The organism is Streptomyces cupreus (genome assembly GCF_014257025.1).
GTDB lineage: Bacteria > Actinomycetota > Actinomycetes > Streptomycetales > Streptomycetaceae > Streptomyces > Streptomyces cupreus.
This window is the reverse complement of record NZ_JACMSF010000006.1, coordinates 23,236-49,476: the sequence shown is the minus strand read 5'-3', so window position 1 is coordinate 49,476 and position 26,241 is coordinate 23,236. Positions and strand designations below refer to the sequence as shown.

At 70.5% G+C, this 26,241-nt stretch carries 26 protein-coding genes and 2 pseudogenes; 11 read left to right on the top strand and 17 right to left on the bottom strand.

Translation table 11 applies throughout. The features are described from left to right. Positions 1-14: 14 nt before the first annotated feature. On the bottom strand, positions 15-2,519 hold the full coding sequence (locus tag H4N64_RS07685; protein WP_186281353.1) for a M14 family zinc carboxypeptidase: 2,505 nt from the start codon (positions 2,517-2,519) through the stop codon (positions 15-17). Between the two features lie 162 nt (positions 2,520-2,681). Here H4N64_RS07685 and H4N64_RS07680 point away from each other — a divergent pair, with 162 nt between their 5' ends. Further along, complete coding sequence (locus H4N64_RS07680; RefSeq protein ID WP_186281352.1) at positions 2,682-3,545, top strand: hypothetical protein; 864 nt, start codon at positions 2,682-2,684, stop codon at positions 3,543-3,545. Positions 3,546-3,579: 34 nt separating this feature from the next. Beyond that, entirely contained in the window at positions 3,580-4,371 is a 792-nt protein-coding gene (locus H4N64_RS07675; RefSeq protein WP_186281351.1) for an EI24 domain-containing protein, read from the top strand. Here H4N64_RS07675 and H4N64_RS07670 read toward each other — a convergent pair. Together H4N64_RS07670 and H4N64_RS07665 are read right to left on the bottom strand one after the other, a co-directional pair. Next, positions 4,361-4,567: pseudogene (locus tag H4N64_RS07670) on the bottom strand (pyroglutamyl peptidase); the annotation flags it as partial. The gene H4N64_RS07675 and the pseudogene H4N64_RS07670 overlap by 11 nt on opposite strands. A gap of 39 nt (positions 4,568-4,606) precedes the next feature. Beyond that, positions 4,607-5,548 carry a LysR family transcriptional regulator gene (locus tag H4N64_RS07665; RefSeq protein WP_418896250.1) on the bottom strand — a complete coding sequence of 314 codons (942 nt, stop codon included), beginning with the start codon at positions 5,546-5,548 and terminating at the stop codon, positions 4,607-4,609. Between the two features lie 50 nt (positions 5,549-5,598). Between H4N64_RS07665 and H4N64_RS07660 the strand changes: the two genes are divergently transcribed. Together H4N64_RS07660 and H4N64_RS07655 are read left to right on the top strand one after the other, a co-directional pair. Further along, entirely contained in the window at positions 5,599-6,396 is a 798-nt protein-coding gene (locus H4N64_RS07660) for an NAD(P)-dependent oxidoreductase (protein WP_186281349.1), read from the top strand. After that, positions 6,393-6,788 carry a RidA family protein gene (locus H4N64_RS07655; protein ID WP_186281348.1) on the top strand — a complete coding sequence of 132 codons (396 nt, stop codon included), beginning with the start codon at positions 6,393-6,395 and terminating at the stop codon, positions 6,786-6,788. Before H4N64_RS07660 ends, H4N64_RS07655 begins: the two co-directional genes overlap by 4 nt. Before the next feature lie 193 nt (positions 6,789-6,981). Here the strand turns inward: H4N64_RS07655 and H4N64_RS07650 are convergent, their stop codons facing one another. Continuing rightward, positions 6,982-7,956, bottom strand: a complete 975-nt coding sequence (locus H4N64_RS07650; RefSeq protein WP_186281347.1) for an aldose epimerase family protein — start codon at positions 7,954-7,956, stop codon at positions 6,982-6,984. Positions 7,957-7,971: 15 nt separating this feature from the next. Beyond that, a complete protein-coding gene (locus H4N64_RS07645) occupies positions 7,972-8,871 on the bottom strand; it encodes an SGNH/GDSL hydrolase family protein (protein ID WP_186281346.1) in 900 nt (299 codons plus the stop codon). Between the two features lie 255 nt (positions 8,872-9,126). Between H4N64_RS07645 and H4N64_RS07640 the strand changes: the two genes are divergently transcribed. Beyond that, a complete protein-coding gene (locus H4N64_RS07640) occupies positions 9,127-9,621 on the top strand; it encodes a DUF3145 family protein (protein ID WP_186281345.1) in 495 nt (164 codons plus the stop codon). Positions 9,622-9,687: 66 nt separating this feature from the next. Here the strand turns inward: H4N64_RS07640 and H4N64_RS07635 are convergent, their stop codons facing one another. The 5 genes from H4N64_RS07635 to fasR form a co-directional block, all read right to left on the bottom strand. Further along, complete coding sequence (locus H4N64_RS07635) at positions 9,688-10,959, bottom strand: beta-ketoacyl-ACP synthase II (RefSeq protein ID WP_186281344.1); 1,272 nt, start codon at positions 10,957-10,959, stop codon at positions 9,688-9,690. Positions 10,960-11,045: 86 nt separating this feature from the next. Continuing rightward, the gene (locus H4N64_RS07630) at positions 11,046-11,294 is read right to left on the bottom strand and encodes an acyl carrier protein (RefSeq protein WP_015660680.1); all 249 of its coding nucleotides are present in this window, start codon (positions 11,292-11,294) and stop codon (positions 11,046-11,048) included. Between the two features lie 107 nt (positions 11,295-11,401). Next, on the bottom strand, positions 11,402-12,403 hold the full coding sequence (locus H4N64_RS07625; protein ID WP_186281343.1) for a ketoacyl-ACP synthase III: 1,002 nt from the start codon (positions 12,401-12,403) through the stop codon (positions 11,402-11,404). 16 nt (positions 12,404-12,419) lie between these two features. Continuing rightward, a complete protein-coding gene (locus tag H4N64_RS07620) occupies positions 12,420-13,334 on the bottom strand; it encodes an acyltransferase domain-containing protein (protein ID WP_186281513.1) in 915 nt (304 codons plus the stop codon). An 89-nt stretch (positions 13,335-13,423) separates the two neighbouring features. After that, a complete protein-coding gene (fasR, locus tag H4N64_RS07615) occupies positions 13,424-14,629 on the bottom strand; it encodes a fatty acid biosynthesis transcriptional regulator FasR (RefSeq protein WP_186281342.1) in 1,206 nt (401 codons plus the stop codon). Between the two features lie 63 nt (positions 14,630-14,692). Here fasR and H4N64_RS07610 point away from each other — a divergent pair, with 63 nt between their 5' ends. Continuing rightward, on the top strand, positions 14,693-15,346 hold the full coding sequence (locus tag H4N64_RS07610) for a pirin family protein (RefSeq protein ID WP_186281512.1): 654 nt from the start codon (positions 14,693-14,695) through the stop codon (positions 15,344-15,346). Here the strand turns inward: H4N64_RS07610 and H4N64_RS07605 are convergent. Together H4N64_RS07605 and H4N64_RS07600 are read right to left on the bottom strand one after the other, a co-directional pair. After that, entirely contained in the window at positions 15,343-16,161 is an 819-nt protein-coding gene (locus tag H4N64_RS07605; protein ID WP_186281341.1) for a serine hydrolase domain-containing protein, read from the bottom strand. The two genes, H4N64_RS07610 and H4N64_RS07605, sit on opposite strands and share 4 nt — an antisense overlap. Positions 16,162-16,180: 19 nt before the next feature. Beyond that, on the bottom strand, positions 16,181-16,561 hold the full coding sequence (locus H4N64_RS07600; RefSeq protein WP_186281340.1) for a GNAT family N-acetyltransferase: 381 nt from the start codon (positions 16,559-16,561) through the stop codon (positions 16,181-16,183). Positions 16,562-16,656: 95 nt separating this feature from the next. Here H4N64_RS07600 and H4N64_RS07595 point away from each other — a divergent pair, with 95 nt between their 5' ends. Then, positions 16,657-17,121, top strand: coding sequence for a MerR family transcriptional regulator (locus H4N64_RS07595; protein WP_186281339.1), 465 nt, complete (start codon positions 16,657-16,659; stop codon positions 17,119-17,121). Further along, complete coding sequence (locus H4N64_RS07590; RefSeq protein WP_186281338.1) at positions 17,118-18,137, top strand: aldo/keto reductase; 1,020 nt, start codon at positions 17,118-17,120, stop codon at positions 18,135-18,137. Before H4N64_RS07595 ends, H4N64_RS07590 begins: the two co-directional genes overlap by 4 nt. Positions 18,138-18,151: 14 nt before the next feature. Here H4N64_RS07590 and H4N64_RS07585 read toward each other — a convergent pair whose 3' ends face one another. The 3 genes and pseudogenes from H4N64_RS07585 to H4N64_RS07575 all read right to left on the bottom strand — a co-directional run. Beyond that, the gene (locus tag H4N64_RS07585) at positions 18,152-19,003 is read right to left on the bottom strand and encodes a DUF4429 domain-containing protein (protein WP_260859599.1); all 852 of its coding nucleotides are present in this window, start codon (positions 19,001-19,003) and stop codon (positions 18,152-18,154) included. A 57-nt stretch (positions 19,004-19,060) separates the two neighbouring features. Next, complete coding sequence (locus H4N64_RS07580) at positions 19,061-20,278, bottom strand: alpha/beta hydrolase (protein ID WP_186281336.1); 1,218 nt, start codon at positions 20,276-20,278, stop codon at positions 19,061-19,063. 54 nt (positions 20,279-20,332) lie between these two features. Beyond that, a pseudogene (locus H4N64_RS07575) lies at positions 20,333-20,542 on the bottom strand (TetR family transcriptional regulator); the annotation flags it as partial. Positions 20,543-20,923: 381 nt separating this feature from the next. On the opposite strand from H4N64_RS07575, the gene H4N64_RS07570 reads away from it, so the two are divergent. Continuing rightward, positions 20,924-21,205, top strand: a complete 282-nt coding sequence (locus tag H4N64_RS07570; RefSeq protein WP_186281335.1) for a small hydrophobic protein — start codon at positions 20,924-20,926, stop codon at positions 21,203-21,205. A 5-nt stretch (positions 21,206-21,210) separates the two neighbouring features. On the opposite strand, the gene H4N64_RS07565 is transcribed toward H4N64_RS07570, so the two are convergent. Both H4N64_RS07565 and aceE read right to left on the bottom strand, forming a co-directional pair. Further along, on the bottom strand, positions 21,211-21,945 hold the full coding sequence (locus H4N64_RS07565; RefSeq protein WP_186281334.1) for a potassium channel family protein: 735 nt from the start codon (positions 21,943-21,945) through the stop codon (positions 21,211-21,213). A 75-nt stretch (positions 21,946-22,020) separates the two neighbouring features. Further along, positions 22,021-24,768, bottom strand: coding sequence for a pyruvate dehydrogenase (acetyl-transferring), homodimeric type (gene aceE, locus H4N64_RS07560; protein WP_186281333.1), 2,748 nt, complete (start codon positions 24,766-24,768; stop codon positions 22,021-22,023). A gap of 386 nt (positions 24,769-25,154) precedes the next feature. Between aceE and H4N64_RS07555 the strand changes: the two genes are divergently transcribed. Together H4N64_RS07555 and H4N64_RS07550 are read left to right on the top strand one after the other, a co-directional pair. After that, complete coding sequence (locus H4N64_RS07555; RefSeq protein ID WP_186281332.1) at positions 25,155-25,595, top strand: DUF3052 family protein; 441 nt, start codon at positions 25,155-25,157, stop codon at positions 25,593-25,595. 120 nt (positions 25,596-25,715) lie between these two features. Further along, positions 25,716-26,174, top strand: coding sequence for a peroxiredoxin (locus H4N64_RS07550; RefSeq protein WP_336246667.1), 459 nt, complete (start codon positions 25,716-25,718; stop codon positions 26,172-26,174). Positions 26,175-26,241 lie beyond the last annotated feature (67 nt).

Below are 26,241 nucleotides of genomic sequence, written 5' to 3'. Positions count from 1 at the left end.
GCTCTCCTCGATTACTAACCGCTGTGCGCGTGTGCCATGGTGAACAACGCCCCTGCCACCTGGGCGAATTCTCCCTTGGGATGATCCCTGAAGAGCGGCTCGGTGCCGAACAGCACGGCCCGCGGGCCGCTGACCACCGCCGCCTGTCCCGCCGCGTCCGCGGGCCCGCCCGAGCCGTCCTCGCCCGGCCGCCAGTGCCCGGACAGCAACGGATTCCCGGTCGCGTACGACTGCTCCACCCGCACCCCGGGCCCGAGATCGGTGAACCACACCGGCGCGTACACGAACCCATGGTCCGCGCGGCCGCCCGAATCCACCAGCCGCACCACGCCGTTGGCGTCCCCGTTGCCCTCCACCGGCTTCGCCGCCAGCAGCCCGACCGCCGAGTTGAGCGCGGCGCCCACGGCACCCCGCCCGACGAGCCCGTGCTCGGCGAGGAAGGCGTCCAGTGCCGTGCGGGCGGCCGAGTTCAGGCCGTCGTGGTCCAGCCCCGCCGACACGAACAGCACATCCGCCGACGACCAGTCGAACCCCGCGTTCAGCACCGCCGTGGAGACCGGCGTGACCTCGAAGTTCATCTCCCGCAGCGCGAACAGCTCACCCGGCGTCACGGCCGCCGCCACCCGCACCCGGCGCAGCTCACGGCCGCCGCCGATCCGCGTCGCGTCGAAGACGACGTCGTACGTCCGTGCCGCCACCGCCGCCTGGGCCCGCGCCGACCCGGGCACGATCGCGCTGCCGTCCGGCGCCTGCCGTACCGAAATCCCCTTCTCGAGCAGGTAGTTGAGCGCGGCCACCTCACTCGGGTCGGTCAGCCGCAGCCGCAGGTCGCCGCGCGGGGCGACATGGCCGACGGACGCGGCCGCCTCGACGGGACGCAGCGGAAGTCCGCTCAGGCTGCCGGAAGGCACCGCGTCCACCGTGGCGCCCCACAACCGCCCCAGGCTCCAGCCCGAGATGTCGTACATCACCGACACCTTGTCGCTGATGTCCCGCCCGTCGGCCAGCAGCACGTTCGCCATGCCGCGCTTGGGCTGGCGCAGGTCCACGACGTACGAGCCCTTCGGGTACGTCCGCCCGCCGAGCCGGAAGGGGTGGGTGGCGCGGGTGACGCGGACGTCGTTGGCGATCAGGTGGTCGACGAGACGGGCGGCGGCGGTCGTCCCGCCGGGGATGACGTACGCGCGCGGGAAGGTGGTCGTGTACACGTCCTCGGGTCCGATGCCCGGTACGCCCGGAACCGTTTCGGACGACACCGGCACCTGTGCCGCGCCGACCGTGCCCCGCCGGAAGACCTCGATCTGGTCGGCGATCAGCGAAGTGCGGCGTTCCTGGACGAAGTCGAGGGTGGCGCGCAGGGCGGCGCCCGCCACGTCCGTGTTGATCGCCGAGCGGCGGCGCAGCTCGCTCTCCGGCAGGGTGTCGTAGGCGGTGTTGTTCACCCGCATCGGGATCTCCACCGTGTGCGCGGCGACCGTGCCGTGGAAGGCCGCGTACTGCGGGGTGAAGATCGGCGGCCAGTCGTCCCAGCCCTCCTCCTGGTCGCGGAACGGGATCTGCGCGGGCTGCACCCCGTCCTTCTGCGGGGTGTAGCCGAGGCCGTTGACCGCGGCCTCCATGCCGAGGGCGTTGGCGTAGGTGTTCTTCAGGAACAGGTCGTACTCGTAGTTCTCGCCGTGCGGGGGAGTGGTGGGCTCGATGAGGGTGCCGTTGACGTACCCGTGCAGATCCAGCATCACGGCCGGCTGCTTGTCGAGCATGATCTGCCGCATCGCCCGCGCCTCGGGCTGCGAGGCGGTGACGAAGTCCCGGTTCAGATCGAAGCCGTTGGCGTTGGCGCGGGTGCCGGCGATCCGGCCGTCCGGGTTGGCGGTGATGTTGAAGTAGAGGCGGTTGCGGGCGAGAAGGTCCTTCGTGCGCGCGTCGTTCGCCGTGGCGAGCCGCTCGATCAGCTTCAGGGAGGCGTCGGTGCCCTCCCACTCGTTGCCGTGAATGTTGTTGTTGAAGAAGACGGGGGTCTTGTAACTCTTCTCGATCTCAGGGGATTTGGCCGCCGCCGAGGGGGCGTTCTCGATGAGTTCGCGCATCCGCTCCTGGGCGCGGGCCTGGCGGTCGGTCTCCGGAGCGGTGACGGTGACGAGATAGAGCCGGTGCCCGCCGGCCGAACGGCCCGCGATCTCCACGCTCACCCGGTCGCCGAGCCGCTGCAGGGCGTTCAGCTCGGGGGCGATGGCGTGGTACGGGGTGAGGCCCAGCTTGAGGGACTTGTCGGCGGGGTTCTCGGGGTCGGGGGTCAGGATCTGTTCGCGCGGGTAGCCGCGGACGGTCCGGTCGAGGGCGGGGGCGTCCTCGGCGAGGGCCCGCAGAGCGGCGCTCACGGGGGTGCGGGCGGCCCGTTCGTCGGGGGCGGCACGCTCCCGGGTCGGCGCGGGGCGGTCGGCGACGGCGCTGTGCGAGGTGAGGAACAGGGATCCGAGGGTCACAAGGGCGAGCACGGGGACGGTTCTTGTGGTGCGCACACGTACCTCCTCCGGGGCTTCCTGAGATCGGTACGGCGAGGTGTACCTGTTCGACTCAACTACAACAAGAGTGAGTTGGTGTCACCGATGCCCCGGATGGCGTATCCGAGGCACGCGGAGAGGGCATCCTGAGGGCGACGGTGCCCGAGCCGAGGAGAGCACATGGCGACGATCCCGCCGCTGCCCAGCAGGGACGACGTACTGCGCATGGCGCGCAACACCACCGACATCACCGGCCAGCTCCTGGACACGGCCGGGAACATCACCAGGATCGCCCTCAACACCTTCGACCCCAGGGACGGTTCGGGCGCGGAGATGCTGCGCGTGCTGCGCCAGACCACCGCCGAACTCGCCGAGGCGAGCGCCTCCCCGCAGGCACAGGAGGCCTTCTACCGCATCGTCGACACCCTCACCCGCCTCGGCACGACCGGCGCCCCGCTCGCCGTGCACCCGGTCAGCGAACCCGCCCAGGCCCTGCTCACGGCGCTCGGCGACAGCCTGCTGCCGGTGCTGGACGCGGTGGAACCGGCGGTCGAGGAGTTCGCGACGGCGCTGGGCGACCTGATCGAGGCGATGTCCCCGCTGCTCCCGGCGGGCGCGGGCCTGGTCGCGGGCGTCCTGCTGGCCCTGACCCCGGTGCTGCGCTCGGCGGCGGAGGTACTGCGCGACGGCACCCCCGAACTGCGCCGTATCGCCGATGCGTTGACCGCCGCCGTGGCCCCGCTGATCCCGCTCCAGGTGTCCCTGGCCGAGCGCACCGCGAACGCCGGCGCCAATGTCGTACGCGCCACCCTGCCCCCACTCGCCGACCTGACGGAGGCGGCGGCGGCGACCACGAAGGCCGCCCGGCCGGCGCTGATCGCGGGGGAGGAGCTGCTGGTGGCGGGCCTGGAACAGATCCAGCCACTGTTGCTGTCCAGTGCGTCGCGGGCAGGGCGGGTGGCCCGCGCGGCGGCGGTACGGGTGTCGGCGGCGGTGTCGCCGTCGGCGGAGCCAGGGGTGGTGGTGGCCGTGGCGGTGGGGTGACCGGAGCGTATCGGCCGACCGATAGAGTTCGGCCATGCGCGATCTTGGGGTGGGTTTCCGCTATCTCCTGCAGGGCCAGCGCTGGGTGGCCCGGCACGGCAAGCAGTACGACTTCGGGCTGCTTCCCGGCCTGATCACACTCGTTCTCTACGCGGGGGCGCTCGTCGCCCTGGCGGTGTGGGGCGAGGACTTCGTGGCCTGGTCGACCCCCTTCGCCGACGACTGGTCGAGCCCCTGGCTCGGTCTCTTCCGCGGCTTCCTCACCGTCGTGCTCTTCGCCCTCGCCCTGCTTCTCGCCGTCCTGACCTTCACCGCGGTCACGCTCCTGATCGGCCAGCCCTTCTACGAGAACCTCTCCGAGAAGGTCGACCGGGACGTCTCCCCGGACGGCACGGCCCCCGAGTCCGGCCTCCCGCTCTGGCGCGAGCTGTGGATCTCGGCCCGCGACAGCCTCCGTATCGTCGTGCGCGCGCTGCTGTGGGGCGTGCTGCTCTTCGGCCTCGGCTTCATCCCGGTCCTCGGCCAGACGGTCGTCCCGGTGATCGGCTTCTTCGTCACCGGCTTCTTCCTCACCGAGGAGCTCACCGCGGTCGCCATGCAGCGCCGCGGCGTCGAACTCCGCGACCGGCTCGCCCTCCTGCGCTCCCGCAGGACCCTGGTCTGGGGCTTCGGCACCCCGCTCGCCGTGGCCTTCATCGTCCCGTTCGTCGCGGTGTTCCTGATGCCGGGCGCGGTCGCCGGCGCCACCCTCATGTCCCGCGAACTCCTCGGCGAGGAGACGCTGGAGGAGGCCGGCGCCGACCGCAACGAGGACGTCAGCGCGTGACCGGCGCGCTGATCGCCACCGTCAGGATCGCCCGCACCTGGGCGATGATGTCCAGCCGGTTGCGCACGAACTCGGGATCGGTCACCTCGGAGGTGTTGCCGATCCCGAACTGCAGCACAGGCGTGTGCACATGCCCGGCCGGCAGCGAGTCGTGCAGCCCGAGCCGGTCCCGTAGCAGCGTCGCCCGGTAGGCGACCTGTGCGCGCACGGACTCGGCCGAGGTCGGTTCCGTCCGTCATGCCCCGCGGAGTTGGCCCGCCGCCTCCCGCAGTGTCGCCAGGAACGCCTCACCGGCCGGAGTGAGCGAGCGGCCCCGTGCCGTCGCCGCGTACACCGCCCGCGCGGGCGCGCCCTCGTCGAGCACCGGAAGGAGGGCGATGTCGGGGCGTACGGACGCCGCCGCCAGCGCCGGGACCAGGGTCACGCCGAGGCCCGCGGCGACGTAACCCTGTTTGGCGGTCCACTCACCGACGACGTGCGCCACGCGCGGCCGGAAGTCCTGGCGCAGGGCCGCGTCCAGCAGGGTGCCCTCGGGGCGCGGGCTGCCGGAGATCCAGTCGGCGTCGGCGAGTCGGGCGAGCCGTACGGGGCCCTGTGCCGCGAGCGGGTGGTCCGCCGGGACGGCCACGTACAGCGACTCGTCGAGGAGGTGGTGGAGTTCGTACGGCTCCAGCGGGGCGCCGCCCGTCGTGGAGACCACCGCCAGGTCGAGATGGCCCGCGGTCAGACGGTCCAGCAGGACCGGGGTGAGGCCCTCCTCGCGGGAGACGCGGACGCGGGGGTGGCGGGCCCGGAACGCGGCCAGCGCCTGGGGCACCAGGGCTGCGTCGGCGGTGGCGAAGGCGCCGAACCGCAGCCGTCCGCCGGCCGCCTCGCGCAGGGCCGCCAGTTCCCGTCCGGCGCCGTGCAGAGCCTCGGTGACGGATTCGGCGTACGGGGCGAGGATCCGGCCGGCCTCGGTCAGCCGTACGCCCCTGGGCAGCCGGTCGAACAGCGGGGCGCCGCCGAGCGCCCCCTCCAGCGAGGAGATCTGCCGGGACACCGCGGACTGGGTCCAGCCGAGGGTGCGGGCGGCGACCGTGAAGGAGCCGTGCCGGGCGACCTCCAGGAAGACCCGGAGCCAGACGGTCGACAGGTCGGGGTCAGTGACGTGATGCTGATTCGGCATGGCCGCCATGCTAGACATTCGCTTGTCGCATCGATGGGGGCGGGCCTAGCGTCGACCGCATGCAGAAGATCGCCTTTCTGGGGCTGGGGCACATGGGCGCCCCGATGGCCCGTCGACTCCTCGCCGCCGGGCACCCGTTGACCGTCTGGAACCGTACGGCCGAGAAGGCGGCGACGCTGGATACCGTGCGAGCCGCTTCCCCGGCCGACGCCGTCCGGGACGCCGATGTCGTCATCACGATGCTCACCGGCCCTGAGGCCCTCGCCGCGGTCGCGGACTCAGCCGTGCCCGCCCTCCGCCCCGGCACCCACTGGATCGACATGTCGACCGTCGGCCCCGACGCGGTACGGGACCTGGCCGCCCGCCTCGGAACCGCGGTGACCCTCGTCGACGCTCCCGTCATGGGGAGCACCGACAAGGCGGCCTCGGGGGAGCTGCGGATCCTCGCGGGCGGCGAGGCGGACGGGGTCGAGGAGGTGCTCGCGGTGCTCGGCGAGGTCACCCGCACCGGCCCCCTCGGCACCGGCGCCGCGCTCAAGCTCGTCGTGAACTCGGCCGTCATCGGCGGGGTCGCCCTGGTCGCCGAGTCCCTCCGGCTGGCGGACGCGCTCGGCCTCGACGACACCGTCGCCCGCAGCGCCCTCGCCGGCAGCCCGCTCGGCGGTGCGGTCGCCCGCGCCTTCGCCGAGGGCGTGCACTTCGGCACCGGACTGGCGGTGAAGGACATCGAGTTGGCCACCGCGGCAGCCCGGCTCCCCGCCCAGGAGGCCGTACTGGAGCACTACCGAAAAGCCGGCGTCCCCGACGCCGATCTGTCCGAGGCAGCAGCCCGCATCCGAGCCGGGAGCACCGTATGAAGGTCACCCTCGACAACCCCGCCACCGCACCCCAGCCCTACAGCCCCGCCTACTCGCAGGTCGCCCGGGTCGAACACGCCGACGGCAGCGCGCTGTTGTTCGTCTCGGGGCAGATCGCGGAGGGCGAGACGCTTCAGGAGCAGAGCCGGGGCGTCTTCGCGACCCTGGAGGCCCTGCTCGCCGCGCACGGCGCGACCCTGGCCGACATCATCAACATCCGCACCTACCTGACCGACATCTCCAAGCTCGCCGAATACGCCGCCGTGCGCCGGGAGTTGATCACCGGGACGCCGCCCACCAGCATGACCTTCGAGGTGCCGAAGCTGTTCAGGCCCGAGGCCATGATCGAGATCGAGGTGGTGGCCGCGGTCAGTCCTCGCCCAGCAGCGTGAGGAAGTCCCGGAACAAGAAGACCAGCTCATGGTCATTTGTGAAGGGTTCGTACGAGATCCGGGCCTGCCGCTCGATCACCGACCGCAGGCTCACGGGGACGATTAACGTCTGACCCGGGACACGTTTCCCATGGACAGCCCCGGTCCGGGACCTGACGCCGGGCCGGGGCTCATGTCCGCCGACCGCCTACGTCTATCGCACGGAGAAGGCGTACACCGTCTCCGAGCGGAACACCTCGCCGGGACGCAGCACCGTGCTCGGGAACTCCGGCCGGTTCGGGGAGTCGGGGAAGTGCTGGGTCTCCAGGGCGACGCCGTCGCAGGGAGCGAAGGGCTCTTCGAGGTGGTCGGCGGTGTACAGCTGGAGTCCTGGCTCGGTCGTCGACACCGTGAGCACCCGCCCTGACGCCGGGTCGTGGAGCTCGGCCACCTCCACCGGGGCCGGGGTCACCCCCTTGTCGAGCACGAAGTTGTGGTCATGACCCGCGCCCACCTTGCGCGCCTCGCGGAAGTCGAACCGGGTGCCCTCGACGGACTCGACACCGGTCGGGATCAGATCCGCGTCCACGGGCGTGAACCGGGAGGCGGCGATCCGCAGTTCCTGCCCGCCCGCGTTCCCCGCCCCCGCCCCGGCCAGGTTGAAGTAGCTGTGGTTCGTCGGATTCACCACGGTCGGCGCGTCCGTCACCGCCTCGTACGCGATCCGCAGCGCGCCGTGAGCGTCCAGGGTGTAGGTCGCCGACACCTCCAGACGGCCCGGGAAACCCTCCTCGCCATGCCCGGCGACCCGGCTCAGCCGTACCCCGTGCTCGACCGGCTCCACGTCCCACACCCGCTGGTCGAAGCCGCGCGCGCCGCCGTGCAGACAGTTCGAGCCGTCGTTCTGCGGCAGGGCGTACGTCAGCCCGTCCAGGGTGAAGCGTCCGCCGGCGATCCGGTTGGCGTACCGCCCCACCAGGGCGCCGAAGTACGGCCCCGAATGCGCCGGGTAGCCGTCCAGCTCGGCGAACCCCAGCACCACGTTCCCGGCGGCCCCGTCCCGGTCCGGCACCTCCAGCGACTGCACGATCCCGCCGTACGTCAGCACCCGCACCCGTACTCCGGCCCGCTCCAGGGTCCAGCGGTGCACGGCCGTGCCGTCGGAAAGTGTGCCGAAGAGTTCGTTCATGTGCGGAACCCTAAGTCACGAGGTTCTCGCCGTGACGGTCCGGTAGGCGATCTCGGCCAGCCTCGCCTGACCGTTCACACTCGGATGGAACCAGTCCCAGCGGCTGAGCTGTTCCGTCCCGAACCGGTACGCGTACACCGCGCCCCCGTCGAACCGGCACCGCCGGTCCTTCGCGCACACCTCCTTCAGCACCTTGTTGTAGTCCTCCACCCGCTTCCGCACCGTCTCCCGCCGCAGCGTCGCCGCCGCATCCAGCGAGTCCGCGTCACCGAGCATCGAGGGGCAGATCCCCAGCTTCCACACCCGCTTGCCCAGCGCACTGGTCCGCCCCTGCGACCACAGCCGCTTCAGATCCGGCACGCTCGCCACATACACCTGCGCCTTCGGCAGCGCCCCGCGCAGCGTCCGCATCGCCTCCTCGAACTGCGCCCGGAAGTCGGCCACCGAGGTCATCGCCTCGGTGGTGTCCCGGCAGGCGTCGTTCGCCCCCGCCATGACCGCCACCAGCTCCGGCTTCCGGGTCGCCGCCTGCGCCATCTGCCCGGGCAGATCCGCCATCCGCGCCCCGGTCACCGCGTAGTTCCAGCTCCGCTCGGCCGCCTTCGACTCGCCCAGCAGCCGTACGGCCAGACTGTCCACCTGCTCGCTGCTGCCGGTCGCCCACGACACCTCCGGGCAGTCCGAGAGCACCGAGCAGGCGTCGAAGCCCCGGGTGATGGAGTCGCCGACCGCCGCGACCGACTCCGGGCTGCGGTCCCACACCGGGGCCGGTTTCGTCCTGGGCTTCTCCCGCTGCGCGTCCGACCCCGATGGCCCCGGTGAGTTCCCCCCGACGGCGTCACAGCCGGCGAGTCCCAGGACGGCCGCGGACAGCACGGCGAGCACGGCTCGTGAGCGGTGACCGGTCTTCCGCATCCGCTGCTGATCCCCTCGCTCGTCGGCTACTGCTCCCCTCCCCATACAACGCGTGGGAGTTCCCGAGCGCGCGCGATGCAACGGATCCACCCCTTGCAGGCGTCCTGCCGGGTGAATGGCGGGCGTTTCACGGCATCGGGACCGACGGTACGTCACACTCCTTGCGCCGCCGCACGGTAGCCTCGCCATCAACGTGGCTGCCCGCCACAGCCGTCCGCCAGTTCGCAAGATGTCCCGCTCTGCCCGGAGGTCCCGGTGACGACACGTGGAGTTCTGTACGTGCACTCCGCGCCGCGCGCGCTGTGCCCGCATGTCGAGTGGGCCGTCGCCGGGGTGCTCGGCACGCGCGTCAACCTCGACTGGATCCGGCAGCCCGCCGCCCCCGGCACCTGGCGCTCGGAGTTCTCCTGGAAGGGCGAGGTCGGCACGGCGTCCAAACTGGCGTCGGCGCTACGAGGCTGGCAGCTGCTGCGCTTCGAGGTGACGGCGGAACCCTGCCCCACCGCCGAGGGCGAGCGCTACAGCTGCACCCCCGACCTCGGCATCTTCCACGCCGTCACCGGCATCCACGGCGACATCCTGATCCCCGAGGACCGCCTGCGCGCCGCCCTGACGAGGTCCCAGCGCGGCGAGACCGACCTTGAGGCGGAACTGGCCAAGCTCCTGGGCAAGCCCTGGGACGACGAACTGGAGCCGTTCAGGTACGCCGGTGAGGGAGCGCCGGTGCGCTGGCTGCATCAGGTGGTCTGAAGCCTGGACATATGAAGGGCCCCCACCTTGCGAGGTGGGGGCCCTTCACGCTCGTACGAGCAAATCTCAGACGGTCCGGAACGCCAGCACCACGTTGTGGCCGCCGAAGCCGAACGAGTCGTTCAGCGCGGCGATCCGGCCCTCGACCGGCAGCTTGCGGGCCTCGCCGCAGACCACGTCCGCGTTGGCCTCGGCCTCGGGGTCGAGGTTCTCGACGTTGATGGTCGGCGGAGCCACCCGGTGGTACAGGGCGAGCACGGTCGCGACCGTCTCGACACCGCCGGCACCACCCAGCAGATGACCCGTCATCGACTTGGTGGCGGACACGGCCATGTGGTCGGCATCGTCACCGAACACCTTCCGCAGCGCCTTCAACTCGGCGATGTCACCGGCAGGCGTGGACGTCGCATGCGCGTTGACGTGCACGATCTCCGCCGGGTCCAGGTCGGTCCGCTCCAGCAGGTTCTGCAGGGCGTGGCTGATGCCCCGCCCCTCCGGCTCCGGCTGCACGATGTCGTGGCTGTCGGCGGAGATGCCCTGGCCGACCGCCTCGGCGTACACCCGCGCCCCGCGCTTGGCGGCGTGCTCGGCGGACTCCAGGACGATCACGCCGGCGCCCTCGCCGAGGACGAAGCCGTCCCGGGCGACGTCGTAGGGACGCGACGCGCCCTCGGGGTTCTCGTTGTTCTTGGACATCGCCATCATGTTGCCGAACGCGGCGATGGGCAGCGGGTGGATCGCCGCCTCGGTGCCGCCGGCGACGACCACGTCGGCACGGCCGGTGCGGATCATCTCGATGGCGTAGCCGATGGCCTCGGCGCCGGAGGCGCACGCGGAGACCGGCGTGTGCACGCCCGCACGGGCGCCCACGGCCAGACCCACGTTCGCGGAGGGGCCGTTCGGCATCAGCATGGGGACGGTGTGCGGGGAGACGCGGCGGACGCCCTTCTCCTTGAGCACGTCGTACTGGTCGAGCAGGGTCGTCACGCCACCGATGCCGGAGGCGATGACCGCACCGAGCCGGTCCGGGTCGACATTGCCGTCCTCCCCGGCCTTGTCGGTGAAACCGGCGTCGGCCCAGGCCTCCTTCGCCGCGATCAGCGCGAACTGGGCCGAGCGGTCAAGACGGCGGGCCTGCGGACGCGCGATCACCTCGGTCGGCTCCACGGCGACCGGGGCGGCGATCCGGACCGCCTGGTCGGCGGCCCACTCCTGCTCCAGGGGCTTGACACCGGAACGTCCGGCGACGAGGCCCTCCCAGGTAGAGGCCGCGTCGCCACCCAGCGGTGTGGTTGCGCCGATACCGGTGACGACCACGGTGCGATTGGTCGAGCTCACGGGAATTCTTTCTCCAACGGGATACGAGGATTCAGCGGCGCCACCGCCGGGTGGCGGGGCCGGGCACATCCGGCCTAAGCGGAAACTCAGGCCTGGTGCTTGAGGATGTAGTCGGTCGCGTCGCCGACCGTCTTGAGGTTCTTCACGTCCTCGTCCGGGATCTTGACGTCGAAGCGCTCTTCGGCGGCGACGACGACCTCGACCATGGACAGGGAGTCGACGTCCAGGTCGTCGGTGAAGGACTTGTCCAGCTGGACGTCCTCGACCGGGATGCCGGCGATCTCGTTCACGATGTCGGCGAGACCGGCGACGATCTCTTCCTGAGTGGCGGCCATGTCAGGCGCTCCTTCGTAGTAATCCAGAGGGTTTGGCAGTGCCCGCCGCGGCAGCGGCAGACAAGTACAGCCGCACCGGACCGACATGATGATCCGGCACGGAGTGCCTAGGGGAGGGTAACGACAGTGGCGGCGTAGACGAGACCCGCCCCGAAGCCAATGACGAGCGCGGTGTCGCCGCTCTTCGCCTCGCCGGTCGCCAGAAGCCGCTCCATCGCGAGCGGAATCGAGGCGGCCGAGGTGTTGCCGGTGGTGCGCACATCGCGGGCGACCGTGACGTGCTCCGGCAGTTTCAGCGTCTTCACCATCGAGTCGATGATCCGCTCGTTGGCCTGGTGGGGAATGAAGACGTCCAGGTCGTCCGGGCTGATCCCGGCCGCGTCCAGCGCCTGCTGGGCGACCTTCGCCATCTCGAACACGGCCCAGCGGAACACCGCCTGGCCCTCCTGCGTGATCGCAGGGAACTTGTCGACCTCGCCGTTGCGGTAGTCCGTCCACGGCACGGTCTGCTTGATCGTCTCGGACTTGTCGCCCTCGGAACCCCAGATGGTGGGGCCGATGCCCGGCTCCTGGGCGGGGCCCACGACGACCGCGCCGGCGCCGTCGCCGAACAGGAAGGCCGTCGCGCGGTCCTCCAGGTCGGTCAGGTCGCTGAGCCGCTCCACGCCGATGACGAGGACGTACTCCGCACTGCCCTCGACGATCATGCCCTTGGCGAGGGTCAGGCCGTAGCCGAAGCCCGCGCAGCCGGCCGAGATGTCGAAGGCGGCGGCCTTGGCGGTGCCGAGCTTGTCGGCGATCTCGGTGGCCACGGCCGGGGTCTGCTTGAAGTGCGAGACGGTCGAGACGATCACGCCGCCGATCTGCTCGGCGGCGATCCCGGCGTCGGCGATCGCCTTGCCGGACGCCTCGATCGACATGGCGGCGACGGTCTCCTCGTCGGAGGCCCAGTGCCGGGTCTCGATGCCGGAGCGCGAGCGGATCCACTCGTCGGACGAGTCGATCTTCTCCAGGATCACCTCGTTGGGCACCACCCGGGTCGGCCGGTAGCCGCCCACACCGAGGATGCGCGCGTACGGGGCGCCCTTGCTGGGCTTCAGCTTCGCCATGCTTGGGGGCTCCTTGTCAGGCGCTGTGCTCGGCGATCAGCTCGCGAGCCGCGTCGAGGTCGTCGGGGGTCTTCAGGGCGAGCGTCTTCACACCGGGCAGCGCACGCTTGGCGAGGCCGGTCAGGGTGCCGCCGGGGCACACTTCGAGCAGCGCGGTGACGCCGAGCTCCTTGAAGGTCTCCATGCACAGGTCCCAGCGGACCGGGTTGGCGACCTGGCCGACCAGCCGCTCCAGCACCTCGGCGCCGGTGGCGACGGTCCTTCCGTCCTTGTTGGAGACGTAGGGGACCGTCGGGTCGCCCGCGGAGAGCTCCTTGGCGGCCTCGGCGAGCTTGTCCACGGCGGGAGCCATGTGGTGGGTGTGGAAGGCGCCGGCGACCTTCAGCCGGACGACCTTGCGCACGCCCTCGGGCTTGTCCTCGATCAGCGCGGCGAGCTGCTCCATGGTGCCCGCGGCCACGATCTGCCCGGCGCCGTTGATGTTCGCCGGGGTCAGGCCGAGCTTCTCCAGGTGCGCGACGGAGGTGTCCGGGTCGCCGCCGAGCAGCGCCGACATACCGGTCAAGGTGATCGCGGCGGCCTCGGCCATGGCCAGACCGCGCTTGCGTACGAGGGTGAGGGCGGCGGTGTCGTCCAGCACGCCCGCGAAGGCGGCGGCGGTGATCTCACCGACGCTGTGGCCCGCGACGGCGCCCGGGGTGATGGCACCCAGTGCCGCGGCGGAGAGGATTCCGGCGGCGACCAGCAGCGGCTGGGCCACGGACGTGTCCCGGATCTCGTCCGCGTCGGCCTTGGTGCCGTAGTGGACGAGGTCGAGGCCGACGGAGTCCGACCAGGCGGCGACGCGGTCAGCGGCACCGGGCAGGTCGAGCCAGGGAGTCAGGAAGCCGGGCGTCTGGGCGCCCTGGCCGGGAGCGACGAGTACGAGCACTCTCACACTCTCTCTTGGGGACGGCCACGGCCGCCCGTGGGGACAAGGACGAAGAACAGCAAGGGGTTTTGTGGAGCCCCGACAAAACCCTACGGCTGAAGATCGCCGTCGACCAGACGTCCCAGGATCAGCGCGATCCGCAACGTGAACGCCGAGCGTACATCGGAGGGCGACCAGCCGGTGACGTCAGTCACACGTCGAAGCCGGTAGCGCACGGTGTTGGGATGCACGAACAGCATCCGGGCGGCGCCTTCGAGACTGCTCGCCTGTTCCAGATAGACGGAGAGGGTCTCCAGAAGCGCGGACCCGGCCTCCTCCAGCGGTCTGTAGATCTCCTCCACCAACTGCTCGCGCGCGCTCGGATCTCCGGCGATGGCGCGTTCCGGAAGCAGGTCGTCCGCCAGTACCGGGCGTGGGGCGTCCTGCCAGGCGGTACAGGCCTTGAGCCCGGCCGCGGCGGCCTGCGCGGAGCGGGTGGCGGCGAGCAGATCGGGCACGATGGGCCCGGCGACGACGGGCCCGGCGGCGTAAGGGCCGATCAGCGACTTGGCGACGGCGAGCGGGTTGTCGCTGCCGCCGGCGATGACGACGAGCCGGTCGCCGAGCACGCCGGTGAGCACCTGGAGCTTGGCGTGGCGCGCGGCCCGCCGGATCGCCTCGACGGTGAGCTCGGAGTCCCCGTCGGGGGCGGTCCCGAGGACGACGCAGACATGCTCGGGGGAGTTCCACCCAAGGGCGGCGGCCCGCGACACAGCCCCCTCGTCGGCCTCCCCGCTGAGCACGGCGTTGACCACGAGGGACTCAAGGCGGGCGTCCCAGGCACCGCGTGCCTCGGCGGCCTGGGCGTAGACCTGGGCGGTGGCGAAGGCGATCTCGCGGGCGTAGACGAGAAGGGCCTCACGCAGCACGGACTCGTCACCGGGGGCCGCCACCTCGTCGATGGCGGACTCCATGACCTCGATCGTGGTCCGCACCATCTCGACGGTCTGGCGCAGGGTGATGGCCCGGGTCAGCTCACGAGGAGCGGTCCCGAACACATCCGTCGAGATCGCCTGCGGGGCGTCGGGATGCCGGAACCACTCGGTGAAGGCCGCGATACCGGCCTGGGCGACAAGCCCGATCCAGGAACGGTTCTCCGGGGGCATGGCCCGGTACCACGGCAGCGTCTCGTCCATGCGCGTGATGGCCTGCGCGGCGAGACTGCCGGAGGACTTCTCAAGACGCCTCAGGGTCGCGGAGTGCGGATGGACGTCGTGCGCTGCGGCTTCGGACTTGCGGGCTTCGGGTTCGGGCACGGGGACAAGACTGCCTTATCCGGACGGGGCTGTGCGCTGGCGGGGTCTACGGTGGGGTCCGTGATGGACGTACGGCGCGCCGACGAGCGCTACCCAGGCGGCGACCCGGCGGCAGGAATCGACTCCCGGCACGCCTTCTCCTTCGGCCCCCACTACGACCCCGACAACCTCCGCTTCGGCGCGATGATCGCGTGCAACGAGGAGCGGCTGGCGCCGGGAGCGGGCTTCGACGAGCATCCCCACAGCCACACGGAGATCGTGACGTGGGTGGTGGAGGGCGAACTGACCCACCGCGACTCACAGGGCCACGAAACGAGGGTCCGCCCCGGAGACGTCCAGCGCCTGAGCGCGGCATCAGGAGTCCGCCACGTAGAACGCAACGACGGCACGACCCCCCTGACCTTCATCCAGACCTGGCTGGCCCCCCTGACCCCCGGCGGCGCCCCGACATACGAAATCGTCCACGGCATCGCGGACTCCACCCCGTACGCAATCCCGGAAGCCGGAGCGATGCTCCACGTCCGCCGCCTGACCCCGGGCGAACGCACAGCGGTCCCGGACGCGGCGTACGTGTACGTCCACGTGGTGCGCGGCGAGGTACGGCTGGGGGAACAGACGCTGGGGGCGGGGGACGCGGCGCGGATCAGCGGGGCGAAGGATGTCGAGGCGGTGGGGGTTACGGGGGTGGAGCTGCTGATGTGGGAGATGTCCGGCTAACGCAGCTCCGCCAGCACCGCGTCCGTGAACGCCGGCCACGCCTCCACCGCCCACGGGCCGAAGGCTCGGTCCGTGAGGGCCAGGCACGCCGCACCCGCGTCCGGGTCGATCCACAGGAACGTTCCCGACTGGCCGAAGTGGCCGAAGGTGCGGGGTGAGGACGAAGCGCCCGTCCAGTGGGGGGACTTGCCGTCGCGGATCTCGAAGCCCAGCCCCCAGTCGTTGGGGTTCTGGTGGCCGTAGCCCGGCAGGACGCCCTTCGTGCCGGGGTACTGGACCGTCATCGCCTCCGCCACCGTCCGCGGGTCCAGCAGCCGCGGTGCCTGGACCTCCGCCGCGAAGCGGGCCAGGTCGTCCACCGTCGACACGGCGTCCTTCGCCGGGGAGCCCTCCAGAGACGTCGACGTCATCCCCAGCGGCTCCAGCACCGCCTGCCGCAGATACTCCGCGAACGGGATGTCCGTGGCCTTCGCGATATGGTCCCCGAGCTGCTCGAACCCGGCGTTGGAGTACAGCCGCCGCTCCCCGGGCGGCGCCGTCACCCGGTGCTCGTCGAAGGCCAGCCCCGAGGTGTGGGCGAGCAGATGACGGACCGTCGAGCCGGCAGGCCCCGCCGGTTCGTCGAGCTCGATCGCCCCTTCCTCGTACGCGACCAGCGCGGCATACGCCGCCAGCGGCTTGGTGACCGAGGCGAGCGGGAACCGGTGCCCGGACGGACCGTGGGACCCGAGAACCGTCCCGTCGGCCCGTACGACGGCCGCAGCGGCGGTGGAAACCGGCCAGTTCTCGATCAACGCAAGGCTCTTCAACGACATGCCGTCGAGCCTAAGCGGCTCACAGCGCCAGCCGCATCGAGGGGTCCGGCTTGCGGACGAAGCCCAGGGACACATACAGCGGCTCGGCCTCGGCGGAGGCGTTCAGATCGACCTGCGCGGCACCCCGCTCCCGGAACCACTCCAGCAGTTCCGCCATGCACGCGCGCGCGTACCCGCGCCGCCGTGCGTCCGGATCCGTCGCGACACTGAAGATGTATCCCACCCGCCCGTGCGGATTGTCCGCCCGCCCGATCCGGTACTCCAGCGTCCCCGCCACCATCGCCGCCAGCACCCCCGGCCGCTCCGGATGATCGACGACGAACACGGAATCGATCATCACCTGGCGCAGACGCAGCACTTCCGACGCGTCCTCGGCCGTGGCACGACGTACAAGACTCATGCCCCGCACGCTGATCACCCGCCCCCCGCCAGGTCTTGCCGATTTCTCACGCCGCGCTTGCTTGGAGTGCACTCCAAGGTCATAGCGTTGAGGCCATGACGGTGATGGAGACCACGGGTACCAGGACCGACACCTGCGCGGGACCGCCGCAGCCCGACCGGCGCCCCGACGGCCAGGACAGCTACACGATCAGCGAGGTCGCCGCCTTCACCGGCCTGACCGCGCACACCCTGCGCTGGTACGAGCGCATCGGCCTGATGCCGCACATCGACCGCTCGCACACCGGCCAGCGTCGCTACAGCAACCGCGACCTGGACTGGCTCGACCTCGTCGGCAAGCTCCGGCTCACCGGCATGCCGGTCGCCGACATGGTCCGGTACGCCGAGCTGGTGCGCGAGGGCGACCACACCTACGGCGCGCGCTACGAACTGCTGGAGGAGACCCGCCGGGACGTCCTGGCCCGGATCGCGGAACTCCAGGACACGCTCGCCGTGCTCGACCGCAAGATCGCTTTCTACGGCGACGCCGGGCACGCCCTGGCGTCGGAGAGGCCCCGATGACCGAGAACAGCACGATCGCGACCGTACGACTTGGCGACACCGGCCCCGAGACGGGGGTGCAGGGCCTCGGCTGCATGGGCATGAGCTTCGCCTACGGCCCCTCGGACGCGAAGGAGTCCAGGGCCACCCTGGAGCGGGCGCTGGAACTGGGCGTCACCCTGTACGACACGGCGGACGCCTACGGTGCCGGCGAGAACGAACGCTTTCTGTCCCCCTTCTTCAGCGCCCACCGCGACGAGGTCGTCATCGCGACCAAGTTCGCCCTGTCGATCCCGCCGGACGACCCGACGCGACGGATCATCCGCAATGACGCGCCCTACATCCGCCAGGCCGTCGAGGCGAGCCTGAAGCGTCTGGAGGTCGATGTGATCGACCTCTACTACATGCACCGCCGGGATGTGAACGTCCCCATCGAGGAGACCGTCGGCGTCATGGCCGAGCTGGTCCGCGAGGGCAAGGTCAAGCATCTGGGCCTGAGCGAGGTCACGGCCGCCGAACTGCGGGCCGCGCACGCCGTGCACCCGATCGCGGCCGTGCAGTCGGAGTGGTCGCTGTTCAGCCGGGACATCGAGGCGCAGGTGGTGCCGGCGGCCCGGGACCTGGGCGTCGCGCTGGTGCCGTACTCCCCGCTCGGCCGGGGCTTCCTCGCGGGCTCCTTCAGCTCGGCCGACAAGGACCTCACCGCCGACGACTTCCGCCGCGGGCAGCCCCGCTTCACCGGTGACAACGCCACGGCGAACGCGGCCCTCCTGGCCCCCATACGCAAGATCGCCGACTCCCACGGCGCCTCCCTGGGCCAGATCGCCCTGGCCTGGGTCCAGCAGCAGACGAAGGCGCACACCCTCCCGGTCATCCCGATCCCGGGCACCCGCAAGCCCAGCAGGGTGGAGGAGAACACGGCGGCGACGAGGATCGAACTGACGGAGGAGGAAATGGCGTTGCTGGAGCCGATCGCGGGCCAGGTGGCAGGCGACCGGTACGCGGACATGACGTTCACGTCCGCGGGCCGGGAGTAGTTCGGGAGTAGTTCCTACAACTCCGCCAACAACTCCGCCTTCTTGGAGGAGAACTCCTCATCGGTGACCAGCCCCGCCTGATGCAGCTCCCCAAGATGACGAATCCGCTCGGCAATGTCCGCAGGATCCCGGCGCGGCGCGGTCGCAGCCGGGACAGCGGCCACACCCGCGGAGCGAACCGCCGCCAACACCGCGGCAGCGAACGGCAGCGACTCGTGCACCGGACCGTATCCCAGCCCGAACACCACAGCCGCCGGATCCTGGTCCACCTGGGCCGGCTGGGTCTCCCCGCGCAGCAGCAGCCGTAGATGCCCCTCGAAGACCTCGGGGGAGCGCCACTCGACCCCGGACAGGTCACCCACCGCGAAGGACTGGTCCCCGGCCTTCCACTTGGCGGAGGACGCGCCCGTCCAGAACCAGCGGAAGGAGACGGTACGCCCGTCGAAGGACGCCTTCCCGTCGTACGCCTTGAAGGACCGCGCATCCGGCGCCGCGACCAGGAAGCGTTCCGCCGGACCCGATTCGGTCAGCTGCGCCTTCAGTTCGTCGGCGTAGTACTCGGCGAGCGTCTCGCGCTCGGCCGGCAGCACCAGACGGTACGGATCGCCCCCTTCCTTCAGCTGCCCGTCGGCCGCCTGCATGAGCGGATCGGCCCCGGGCCGGGGCTCGGCCCGCAGCACCACGGTCCCGCGTTTGCCGGGCGTCAGCGTCACCGCCGAGATCGCCGCCAGCGGCACCCGTCGCTCCCCGAGCGCCTGTAGCAGCTTGGGTGTTCGAATCCCCCGTTCGTAACGGATGAGCACGGAGTCGGACTCGAACTCCCAGGCGGCATGAAATCCGGCCAGTACGTCACCCATGCGGCTCATCGTATGCGGCATGAGCTCCTCCGTCGCCTCCCCGCGCAGACCGTAGTTTCTGCGCTTCTACGCGCGTCCGACCGTCGTGGTGTCGGACAAACCCTCCCGACAGACTTCGTCATCGCCCGCGCACTGCACCGCGTGGTACGCGCCAACGCCGATCTCGGCGAAGTTGCGCACACTGTCCGTGCCGGGTTCGAAGTACCCGCCGTGTCCCTCGGCATCCCGCGCCGACAGCACCCGCGCCCCGAACGCCGAGGACATCGGATCCGCGCCGTGGCCGAGCCCGCCGAGCTCCAGGTACGGCACATCCTGGATCCAGTCGTCGGCGTCCCGCATCGCCCACACCCGCGCGGAGGTGGCCAGCTGGGACGCCTTCGTGACCCGCATACCGGGGCTGCCCGCCACCGCGATGTCGGCCACCCGGCTGGGCAGCGTGTTCGCGGCGACGCCGCACACCACCGAGCCGTAGCTGTGGCAGAACAGCGACACCGGCGAGCTGCCGGGCAGCGCCCGCACCAGCGAGTTCAGCCGTACGGCGCCGTCCTCGGCGCGCGCCGCGGTGGCCGAGTCGAGGCCGAGGCCGCCGGGGGCGGTGTAGTCGGCCCAGGCGATCACGGCCGTACGCGTCGACGGGTCCGCCGTGCGCTCGGCCGCGTACAGCGACTGCGCCATGCCGACCGGGGCCGAGTACTTGCGGTAGGTGCGCTGGAAGGTGAGCACGTCGGTGTCGACGCCGGGGACGACCACGGAGACCCGCTGGGCCCGGTCGAGGTCGCCGAACACCTCGGCGACCCGCCCCGAACCCGCCGGGTCGAAGGCGAGGATGTGCCGGCCCGGGCTCATCAGCGCCTCGTAGCGGTGCATTCGACGGCCGGCCGCCTGCTGTCCCTCGGGCGACAGACGGCTGTCGTGCATGCGTTTGTGCTCGTTCTTGCGGGCCTGCAACAGCGCGATGTGGTTGGCGCGGTAGCGCAGTTCGACCGGGGCGCCGTTCATGTTGCCGACCGCGAGCGGATAGCGGCGTGCCAGGGCGGCGCGCTGGTCAGCGGTGAGCGAGGCGAAGAAGCGGGCCAGCCGGGCCGGGGCGGAGTCCGGGTCGGGCAGCTTGTGGCCGGCGATCCGGCCGTGCTCCCAGGCGGAGAGCGAGACCTGCAGGGCGGGCGTGGTGCGCTGGTTGCGCAGCGCGGTCCAGCCGGTGGTCGCCAGCATGACGAACACCACGGCCAACGCGAGCAGAGCGCGCCAGACGTTCAGTTGCGGGGACGTGTCGAAGGAAGTCACTGGGAGGACACACTAGGAGAACGAACGCGTCTCGCGTTAACCGAGTGACGGGGATCACGTTTCGCGCCGGCTCTCGGCCGGCGCGGGCCCCACCTGCGCAAGGTAGGCGACGGTCGGTTCCCGCATTGCCTCCAGGCTGAAGTTCTCGCTCATGCTCCACTGCCGTTCGGTGACCCGCATCACCCCGCCGAACACCGCCACCGCGAGCCGCGGCCGCGGATCGGCGTCCACATCGAGGCCCTCACGCTCGGCGAGCACCCGAGCAGATACAGCTCCACCGGCACGACGGACCCGATGACCTGTGGGTGTGGCGCCGGTGGCTCCGGGGACGCCGGACGCGGTCGCCGCGAAGATCACGGACGTCGCGCACCTGACGCGGCAAGGGGTTTGCGGCGGATTTCCCCTATCAGGGTGACAACGCTAAAGATGCCTCGCCCTCGGCACGCGCCGCAGGTCACAGTGGGGCAAGCCCTCCGTACGGCATGTTCCTGGGGCAAGTTCGTACGGCAGGGGCACCCGGCGCTGCGGCGCGCTGCCGGAGGGGGACAGCGCGCCGCCGGCCCGGAGGACTAGGCCCTGTCGTTTGGGTACTCGCCCCGGGAACCGCATCCAACGAACGAACGGTTCCCGGGAGTTGAGTGCACCATGGCGGGCTTCGGACATGGAACGCGCAGGCGCCCCCGCACGCGTGGCCGGACATGGCCACGGTCCGGGCCGGATCGCGCGACCCTCGGAATCATCGGCACCATCTGCGCCGTGGCCGGCTTCTTCACGCTGGGCATCATCCTGGGCCCGATCGCCATGGTCTGCGGCTGGCTGTCGATGAACCGCACCTGGTCCGGCGCCCGCCCTCTCCCGGCCCTGATCGCCCTGGTCCTGGGCGCGATGGACACCGTGCTGGCGCTGGTCTGGCTGACCGGTGCCTGACCCGGTCACTGAGCCCGTTGTTCTGACAGGGACGCCACCTCCGCGCGCAGCTGACGAACCTCTTCCGTCAGCTGCTGGATCGCCTCCGTCTGGCGGCGTTCCTCCACGTCGTCCATTTCGAAGCGGGCGATGAACCAGGCCGCGATGTTCGCCGTCACCACACCGAGCAGCGCGATGCCGGACAGCATCAGGCCCACCGCGAGTATTCGGCCCAGACCGGTGGTCGGCGCATGGTCCCCGTACCCCACCGTCGTCATCGTCGTGAAGGACCACCACACCGCGTCACCCAGCGTCTTGATGTTCCCATCCGGCGAGTCCCGCTCCACGGACAGCACCGCCAGCGAGCCGAACATCAGCAGGCCGACGACCGAGCCGACCACGTACGTCGTCAGGCGGACCTGGGACGCCATCCGGGCCCGCCGGCCGACCAGCAGCAGCGTCGAGACCAGCCGAAGCAGCCGCAGCGGCTGGATCAGCGGCAGCACCACCGCGCCCAGGTCCAGCCAGTGCCGCCGTACGAACTCCCCCCGCCGCTCGGCCAGTCCCAGCCGCACCAGATAGTCCGCCGCGAAGGCCGCCCACACCGCCCACTCGGCCGCCGTGCACACGCTCGTCAGCGCCTTGCTCGCCGAAGTGTCCACGATCGGCACGGCGTAGGCGACGGCGAACAGCACCGCCAGTGCCATCAGCGGCCGTTGGGTGTGCTGTTCCCAGCGGACCTGCGCGGGTCTCTGCTTCATGCCCGCATCGTAGGAAACGCGGAAGGGCCGAGAGGCACAAGCCCCTCGGCCCTCCAGCCGCCCACGAGCGGAGCTCTACGCGTCGCCGCCCGCGGCACCCGGATCCGCCGCCGACACGTCCAGCAACTGGTACCGGTCGATCGCCTGCTTCAGCGCCGAGCGGTCCACCTTCCCTTCCTTCGCCAGCTCCGTCAGCACGGCCACCACGATCGACTGGGCGTCGATGTGGAAGAACCGCCGGGCCGCGCCCCGGGTGTCCGCGAAGCCGAAGCCGTCCGCGCCCAGCGACTGGTATGTCCCCGGCACCCACCGCGCGATCTGATCCGGAACCGACCGCATCCAGTCGGACACGGCCACGAACGGACCCTCCGCACCGGACAGCTTCCGCGTCACATACGGCACTTGCTGCTCCTCCTCGGGATGCAGCAGGTTGTGCTCCTCGCACGCCACGGCCTCGCGCCGCAGCTCGTTCCAGGAGGTCGCCGACCAGATGTCGGCCTTCACGTTCCACTCCTCGGCGAGGATCTTCTGCGCCTCGACGGCCCACGGCACCGCGACCCCGGACGCCATGATCTGCGCCGGGATCGAGCCCGAAGTGCCCTCGCTGAAGCGGTAGACGCCCTTGAGGATGCCCTCGACGTCCACGTTCTCCGGCTCGGCCGGGTGCTGGATCGGCTCGTTGTAGACGGTGAGGTAGTAGAAGACGTCCTCACCGGGCCTGCCGTCCGCCGTCGGGCCGTACATCCGCCGCAGACCGTCCTGGACGATGTGCGCGATCTCGTAACTGAAGGCCGGGTCGTACGCCACACAGCCCGGGTTCGTCGACGCCAGCAGCTGCGAGTGGCCGTCGGCGTGCTGGAGCCCCTCACCGGTCAGGGTCGTGCGGCCGGCGGTCGCGCCGAGCACAAAGCCGCGCGAGAGCTGGTCCGACATCTGCCAGAACTGATCGCCGGTCCGCTGGAAACCGAACATCGAGTAGAAGACGTAGACCGGGATCAGCGGCTCGCCGTGCGTGGCGTACGCCGAGCCCGCCGCGATCAGCGAGGCCGTACAGCCCGCCTCCGAGATGCCGTCGTGCAGCATCTGGCCGTTCGGCGCCTCCTTGTACGCCAGCAGAAGGTCGCGGTCGACGGCCTCGTACTGCTGCCCGAGCGGGTTGTAGATCTTCGCACTCGGGAAGAAGGAGTCCATGCCGAACGTGCGGTACTCGTCCGGCGCGATCAGCACGAACCGCTTGCCGATCTCCTTGTCCCGCATGAGGTCCTTGAGGAGACGGACAAAGGCCATGGTCGTCGCGATGGACTGCTGACCCGAGCCCTTCTTCACGGTCGCGTACGTCTTGTCCTCCGGCAGTGCGAGCGGCTTCGCACGCACGACACGCGTCGGGACGTACCCGCCGAGACCCTTGCGGCGGTCGTGCATGTACTGGATCTCCTCCGTGTCCCGCCCGGGGTGGTAGTACGGCGGCGCGCCGGACTCCAGCTCCTTGTCGGAGATCGGCAGGTGGAGGCGGTCCCGGAAGCGCTTGAGGTCGTCGACCGTCAGCTTCTTCATCTGGTGCGTGGCGTTGCGGCCCTCGAAGTTGGGGCCCAGGGTCCAGCCCTTGATCGTCTTGGCCAGGATCACCGTCGGCTGGCCCTTGTGCGCCTTGGCCGCCGAGAAGGCCGCGAAGATCTTCTTGTGGTCGTGACCGCCGCGCCCCAGGTGCAGGATCTGGTCGTCGGTCATGCCCTCGACCATCGCGCGCAGCCGGTGGTCGTCGCCGAAGAAGTGGTCACGGATGTACGCCCCGGTCTCGGTGGCGTACGTCTGGAACTGCCCGTCCGGCGTCGTGTTCATCTTGTTGACCAGCACGCCGTCCCGGTCCTGGGCCAGCAGCGGGTCCCAGGTGCGGTCCCAGACCAGCTTGATCACGTTCCAGCCGGCGCCCCGGAAGATCGACTCCAGCTCCTGGATGATCTTGCCGTTGCCGCGCACCGGACCGTCGAGCCGCTGGAGGTTGCAGTTGACGACGAAGGTCAGGTTGTCCAGGCCCTCGCGCGCCGCGATGGACAGCTGGCCGAGCGACTCCGGCTCGTCCATCTCGCCGTCCCCGAGGAACGCCCACACGTGCGACTTGGAGGTGTCCGCGATCCCGCGCGCCTCCATGTAGCGGTTCATCCGCGCCTGGTAGATCGCGCCGATCGGGCCGAGGCCCATCGACACGGTCGGGAACTCCCAGAAGTCCGGCATCAGCCGCGGGTGCGGGTACGAGGACAGTCCGTACGGCGCCCTGGACTTCTCCTGGCGGAACGCGTCCAGGTTCTGCTCGCTCAAGCGGTCCAGCAGGAAGGCGCGGGCGTAGATGCCCGGCGAGGCATGCCCCTGGAAGAAGACCTGGTCACCGCCGTCGCCCTCGTCCTTGCCCCGGAAGAAGTGGTTGAAGCCCACGTCGTACAGGGAGGCGGAGGAGGCGAAGGTGGCGATATGGCCGCCCACGCCGATGCCCGGGCGCTGGGCCCGGGACACCATGACCGCGGCGTTCCAGCGGGTCGCGTTGAGGATCTTGCGCTCGATCTCCTCGTTGCCGGGGAAGAACGGCTCGTCCTTGGTCGCGATCGTGTTGACGTAGTCCGTGCTGCGCATCTCGGGCACGGCCACGCGCTTCTCGCGGGCCCGCTCGATCAGCCGGAGCATCAGGTAGCGGGCCCGCTCGCGGCCGCGCTCGTCCACAGCGGCGTCGAGGGAGTCGAGCCACTCCTTGGTTTCCTCGGGATCGAAGTCAGGAACCTGACTCGGAAGGCCGCCAATGATGATCGGGTTGCGATCGGATCCGGAAGCCACGCTGTTCCTTACCTGTCAGAGGGCTGGTATTCGGGCTTGCTTCGGGGCTTGTCTTCGGGGCTTGTTTCGGGGGTTTTGCTCTGCCTGCGCCGTTCCCCATCGTGTACCTCGGGACGGCAAACGTCATCTCTACTGCGAGGTAATCCAAGCCTGGTCCCCCCGGAGGGTTCCCAAAAGCGCAAAGAGGGCAGAACGGTGTGGCGTGTGTCACCTTGGAGTGTGGTGCCATGGCGGGAAACGCGGTGACACAGCCCGGAACGTCACCGTTTAGGCGGTCTGGACGGCCGGGTACTTGCGCGATCCGCCCCGCCCGTGTGGACTACGGCCAATGCTTCGCGCACGCGCGTGGCTGAGTTATTCCCGAAGACATGATCAGGAGGCAACCCGTGAGCGCGACCGCGGACCACGCGGAGGAGCGGACGAACCCTGCCGTCAGGCTGGGGTTCCAGCCCGAGCAGGTGGTCCAGGAGATCGGCTACGACGAGGACGTAGACCAGGAACTCCGCGAGGCCATTGAGGAAGTCATCGGCAGCGATCTCGTGGACGAGGACTACGACGACGTCGCCGATGCCGTGGTGCTGTGGTTCCGCGACGAGGACGGCGACCTGACAGATGCGCTGGTGGACGCCACCACGTACATCGAGGAGGGCGGCTCGATCCTGCTGCTGACGCCGAAGACGGGCCGCGACGGCTACGTCGAGCCGAGCGACATCTCCGAAGCCGCGACGACGGCCGGACTGTCCGCGTCCAAGAGCGTCAGCGTCGGCAAGGACTGGAGCGGCAGCCGGCTGGTGACGCCCAAGGCAGCCAAGTCCGCCAAGAAGTAGCCTCTCCACCCGACACACCGGACGGGCCGGTTTCGGTCGGCCCGTCCGCGGTCCCTTCGTGATCGCTGCGTAGGGTGGTTGCGACCACCCGAACAGCCCCACCGAAGGGACATGCCGGAAATGGCCATCCAGGTCGGCGAAAAGGCCCCCGACTTCGAGCTCAAGGACAACCACGGCCGCGCCGTGCAGCTGTCCGACTTCCGCGGCCGGAAGAACGTGGTGCTGCTCTTCTACCCGTTCGCCTTCACCGGTGTGTGCACCGGCGAGCTGTGCGAGCTGCGGGACAACCTGCCGAAGTTCGCGGACCGCGACACGCAACTGCTCGCCGTCTCCAACGACTCCGTCCCCACCCTGCGCGTCTTCGCCGAGCAGGAGGGCTTCGAGTACCCCCTGCTGAGCGACTTCTGGCCGCACGGCGAGGTCTCCCGCGCCTACGGCGTCTTCGCCGAGGACAAGGGCTGCGCGGTGCGCGGCACCTTCGTCATCGACAAGGAGGGCGTCGTCCGCTGGACCGTCGTCAACGCTCTGCCGGACGCCCGTGACCTGAACGAGTACGTCAAGGCGCTCGACACCCTGTGATTCTTGGGTACCAGGGCCTGCGGGCTTCGGGAACCCGTTACTAGGATCGACTCGTTGATCCGGTATC

Coding starts and splice junctions, on each gene's coding strand:
- H4N64_RS07680 (WP_186281352.1), top strand. CDS start 2,682: ATGGCGACGATCCCGCCGCTGCCCAGCAGGGACGACGTACTGCGCATG.
- H4N64_RS07675 (WP_186281351.1), top strand. CDS start 3,580: ATGCGCGATCTTGGGGTGGGTTTCCGCTATCTCCTGCAGGGCCAGCGC.
- H4N64_RS07665 (WP_418896250.1), bottom strand. CDS start 5,548: ATGGCGGCCATGCCGAATCAGCATCACGTCACTGACCCCGACCTGTCG.
- H4N64_RS07660 (WP_186281349.1), top strand. CDS start 5,599: ATGCAGAAGATCGCCTTTCTGGGGCTGGGGCACATGGGCGCCCCGATG.
- H4N64_RS07655 (WP_186281348.1), top strand. CDS start 6,393: ATGAAGGTCACCCTCGACAACCCCGCCACCGCACCCCAGCCCTACAGC.
- H4N64_RS07650 (WP_186281347.1), bottom strand. CDS start 7,956: ATGAACGAACTCTTCGGCACACTTTCCGACGGCACGGCCGTGCACCGC.
- H4N64_RS07645 (WP_186281346.1), bottom strand. CDS start 8,871: ATGCGGAAGACCGGTCACCGCTCACGAGCCGTGCTCGCCGTGCTGTCC.
- H4N64_RS07630 (WP_015660680.1), bottom strand. CDS start 11,294: ATGGCCGCCACTCAGGAAGAGATCGTCGCCGGTCTCGCCGACATCGTG.
- H4N64_RS07625 (WP_186281343.1), bottom strand. CDS start 12,403: ATGGCGAAGCTGAAGCCCAGCAAGGGCGCCCCGTACGCGCGCATCCTC.
- H4N64_RS07610 (WP_186281512.1), top strand. CDS start 14,693: ATGGACGTACGGCGCGCCGACGAGCGCTACCCAGGCGGCGACCCGGCG.
- H4N64_RS07605 (WP_186281341.1), bottom strand. CDS start 16,161: ATGTCGTTGAAGAGCCTTGCGTTGATCGAGAACTGGCCGGTTTCCACC.
- H4N64_RS07600 (WP_186281340.1), bottom strand. CDS start 16,561: ATGAGTCTTGTACGTCGTGCCACGGCCGAGGACGCGTCGGAAGTGCTG.
- H4N64_RS07595 (WP_186281339.1), top strand. CDS start 16,657: ATGACGGTGATGGAGACCACGGGTACCAGGACCGACACCTGCGCGGGA.
- H4N64_RS07590 (WP_186281338.1), top strand. CDS start 17,118: ATGACCGAGAACAGCACGATCGCGACCGTACGACTTGGCGACACCGGC.
- H4N64_RS07585 (WP_260859599.1), bottom strand. CDS start 19,003: ATGAGCCGCATGGGTGACGTACTGGCCGGATTTCATGCCGCCTGGGAG.
- H4N64_RS07570 (WP_186281335.1), top strand. CDS start 20,924: ATGGCGGGCTTCGGACATGGAACGCGCAGGCGCCCCCGCACGCGTGGC.
- H4N64_RS07565 (WP_186281334.1), bottom strand. CDS start 21,945: ATGAAGCAGAGACCCGCGCAGGTCCGCTGGGAACAGCACACCCAACGG.
- H4N64_RS07550 (WP_336246667.1), top strand. CDS start 25,716: ATGGCCATCCAGGTCGGCGAAAAGGCCCCCGACTTCGAGCTCAAGGAC.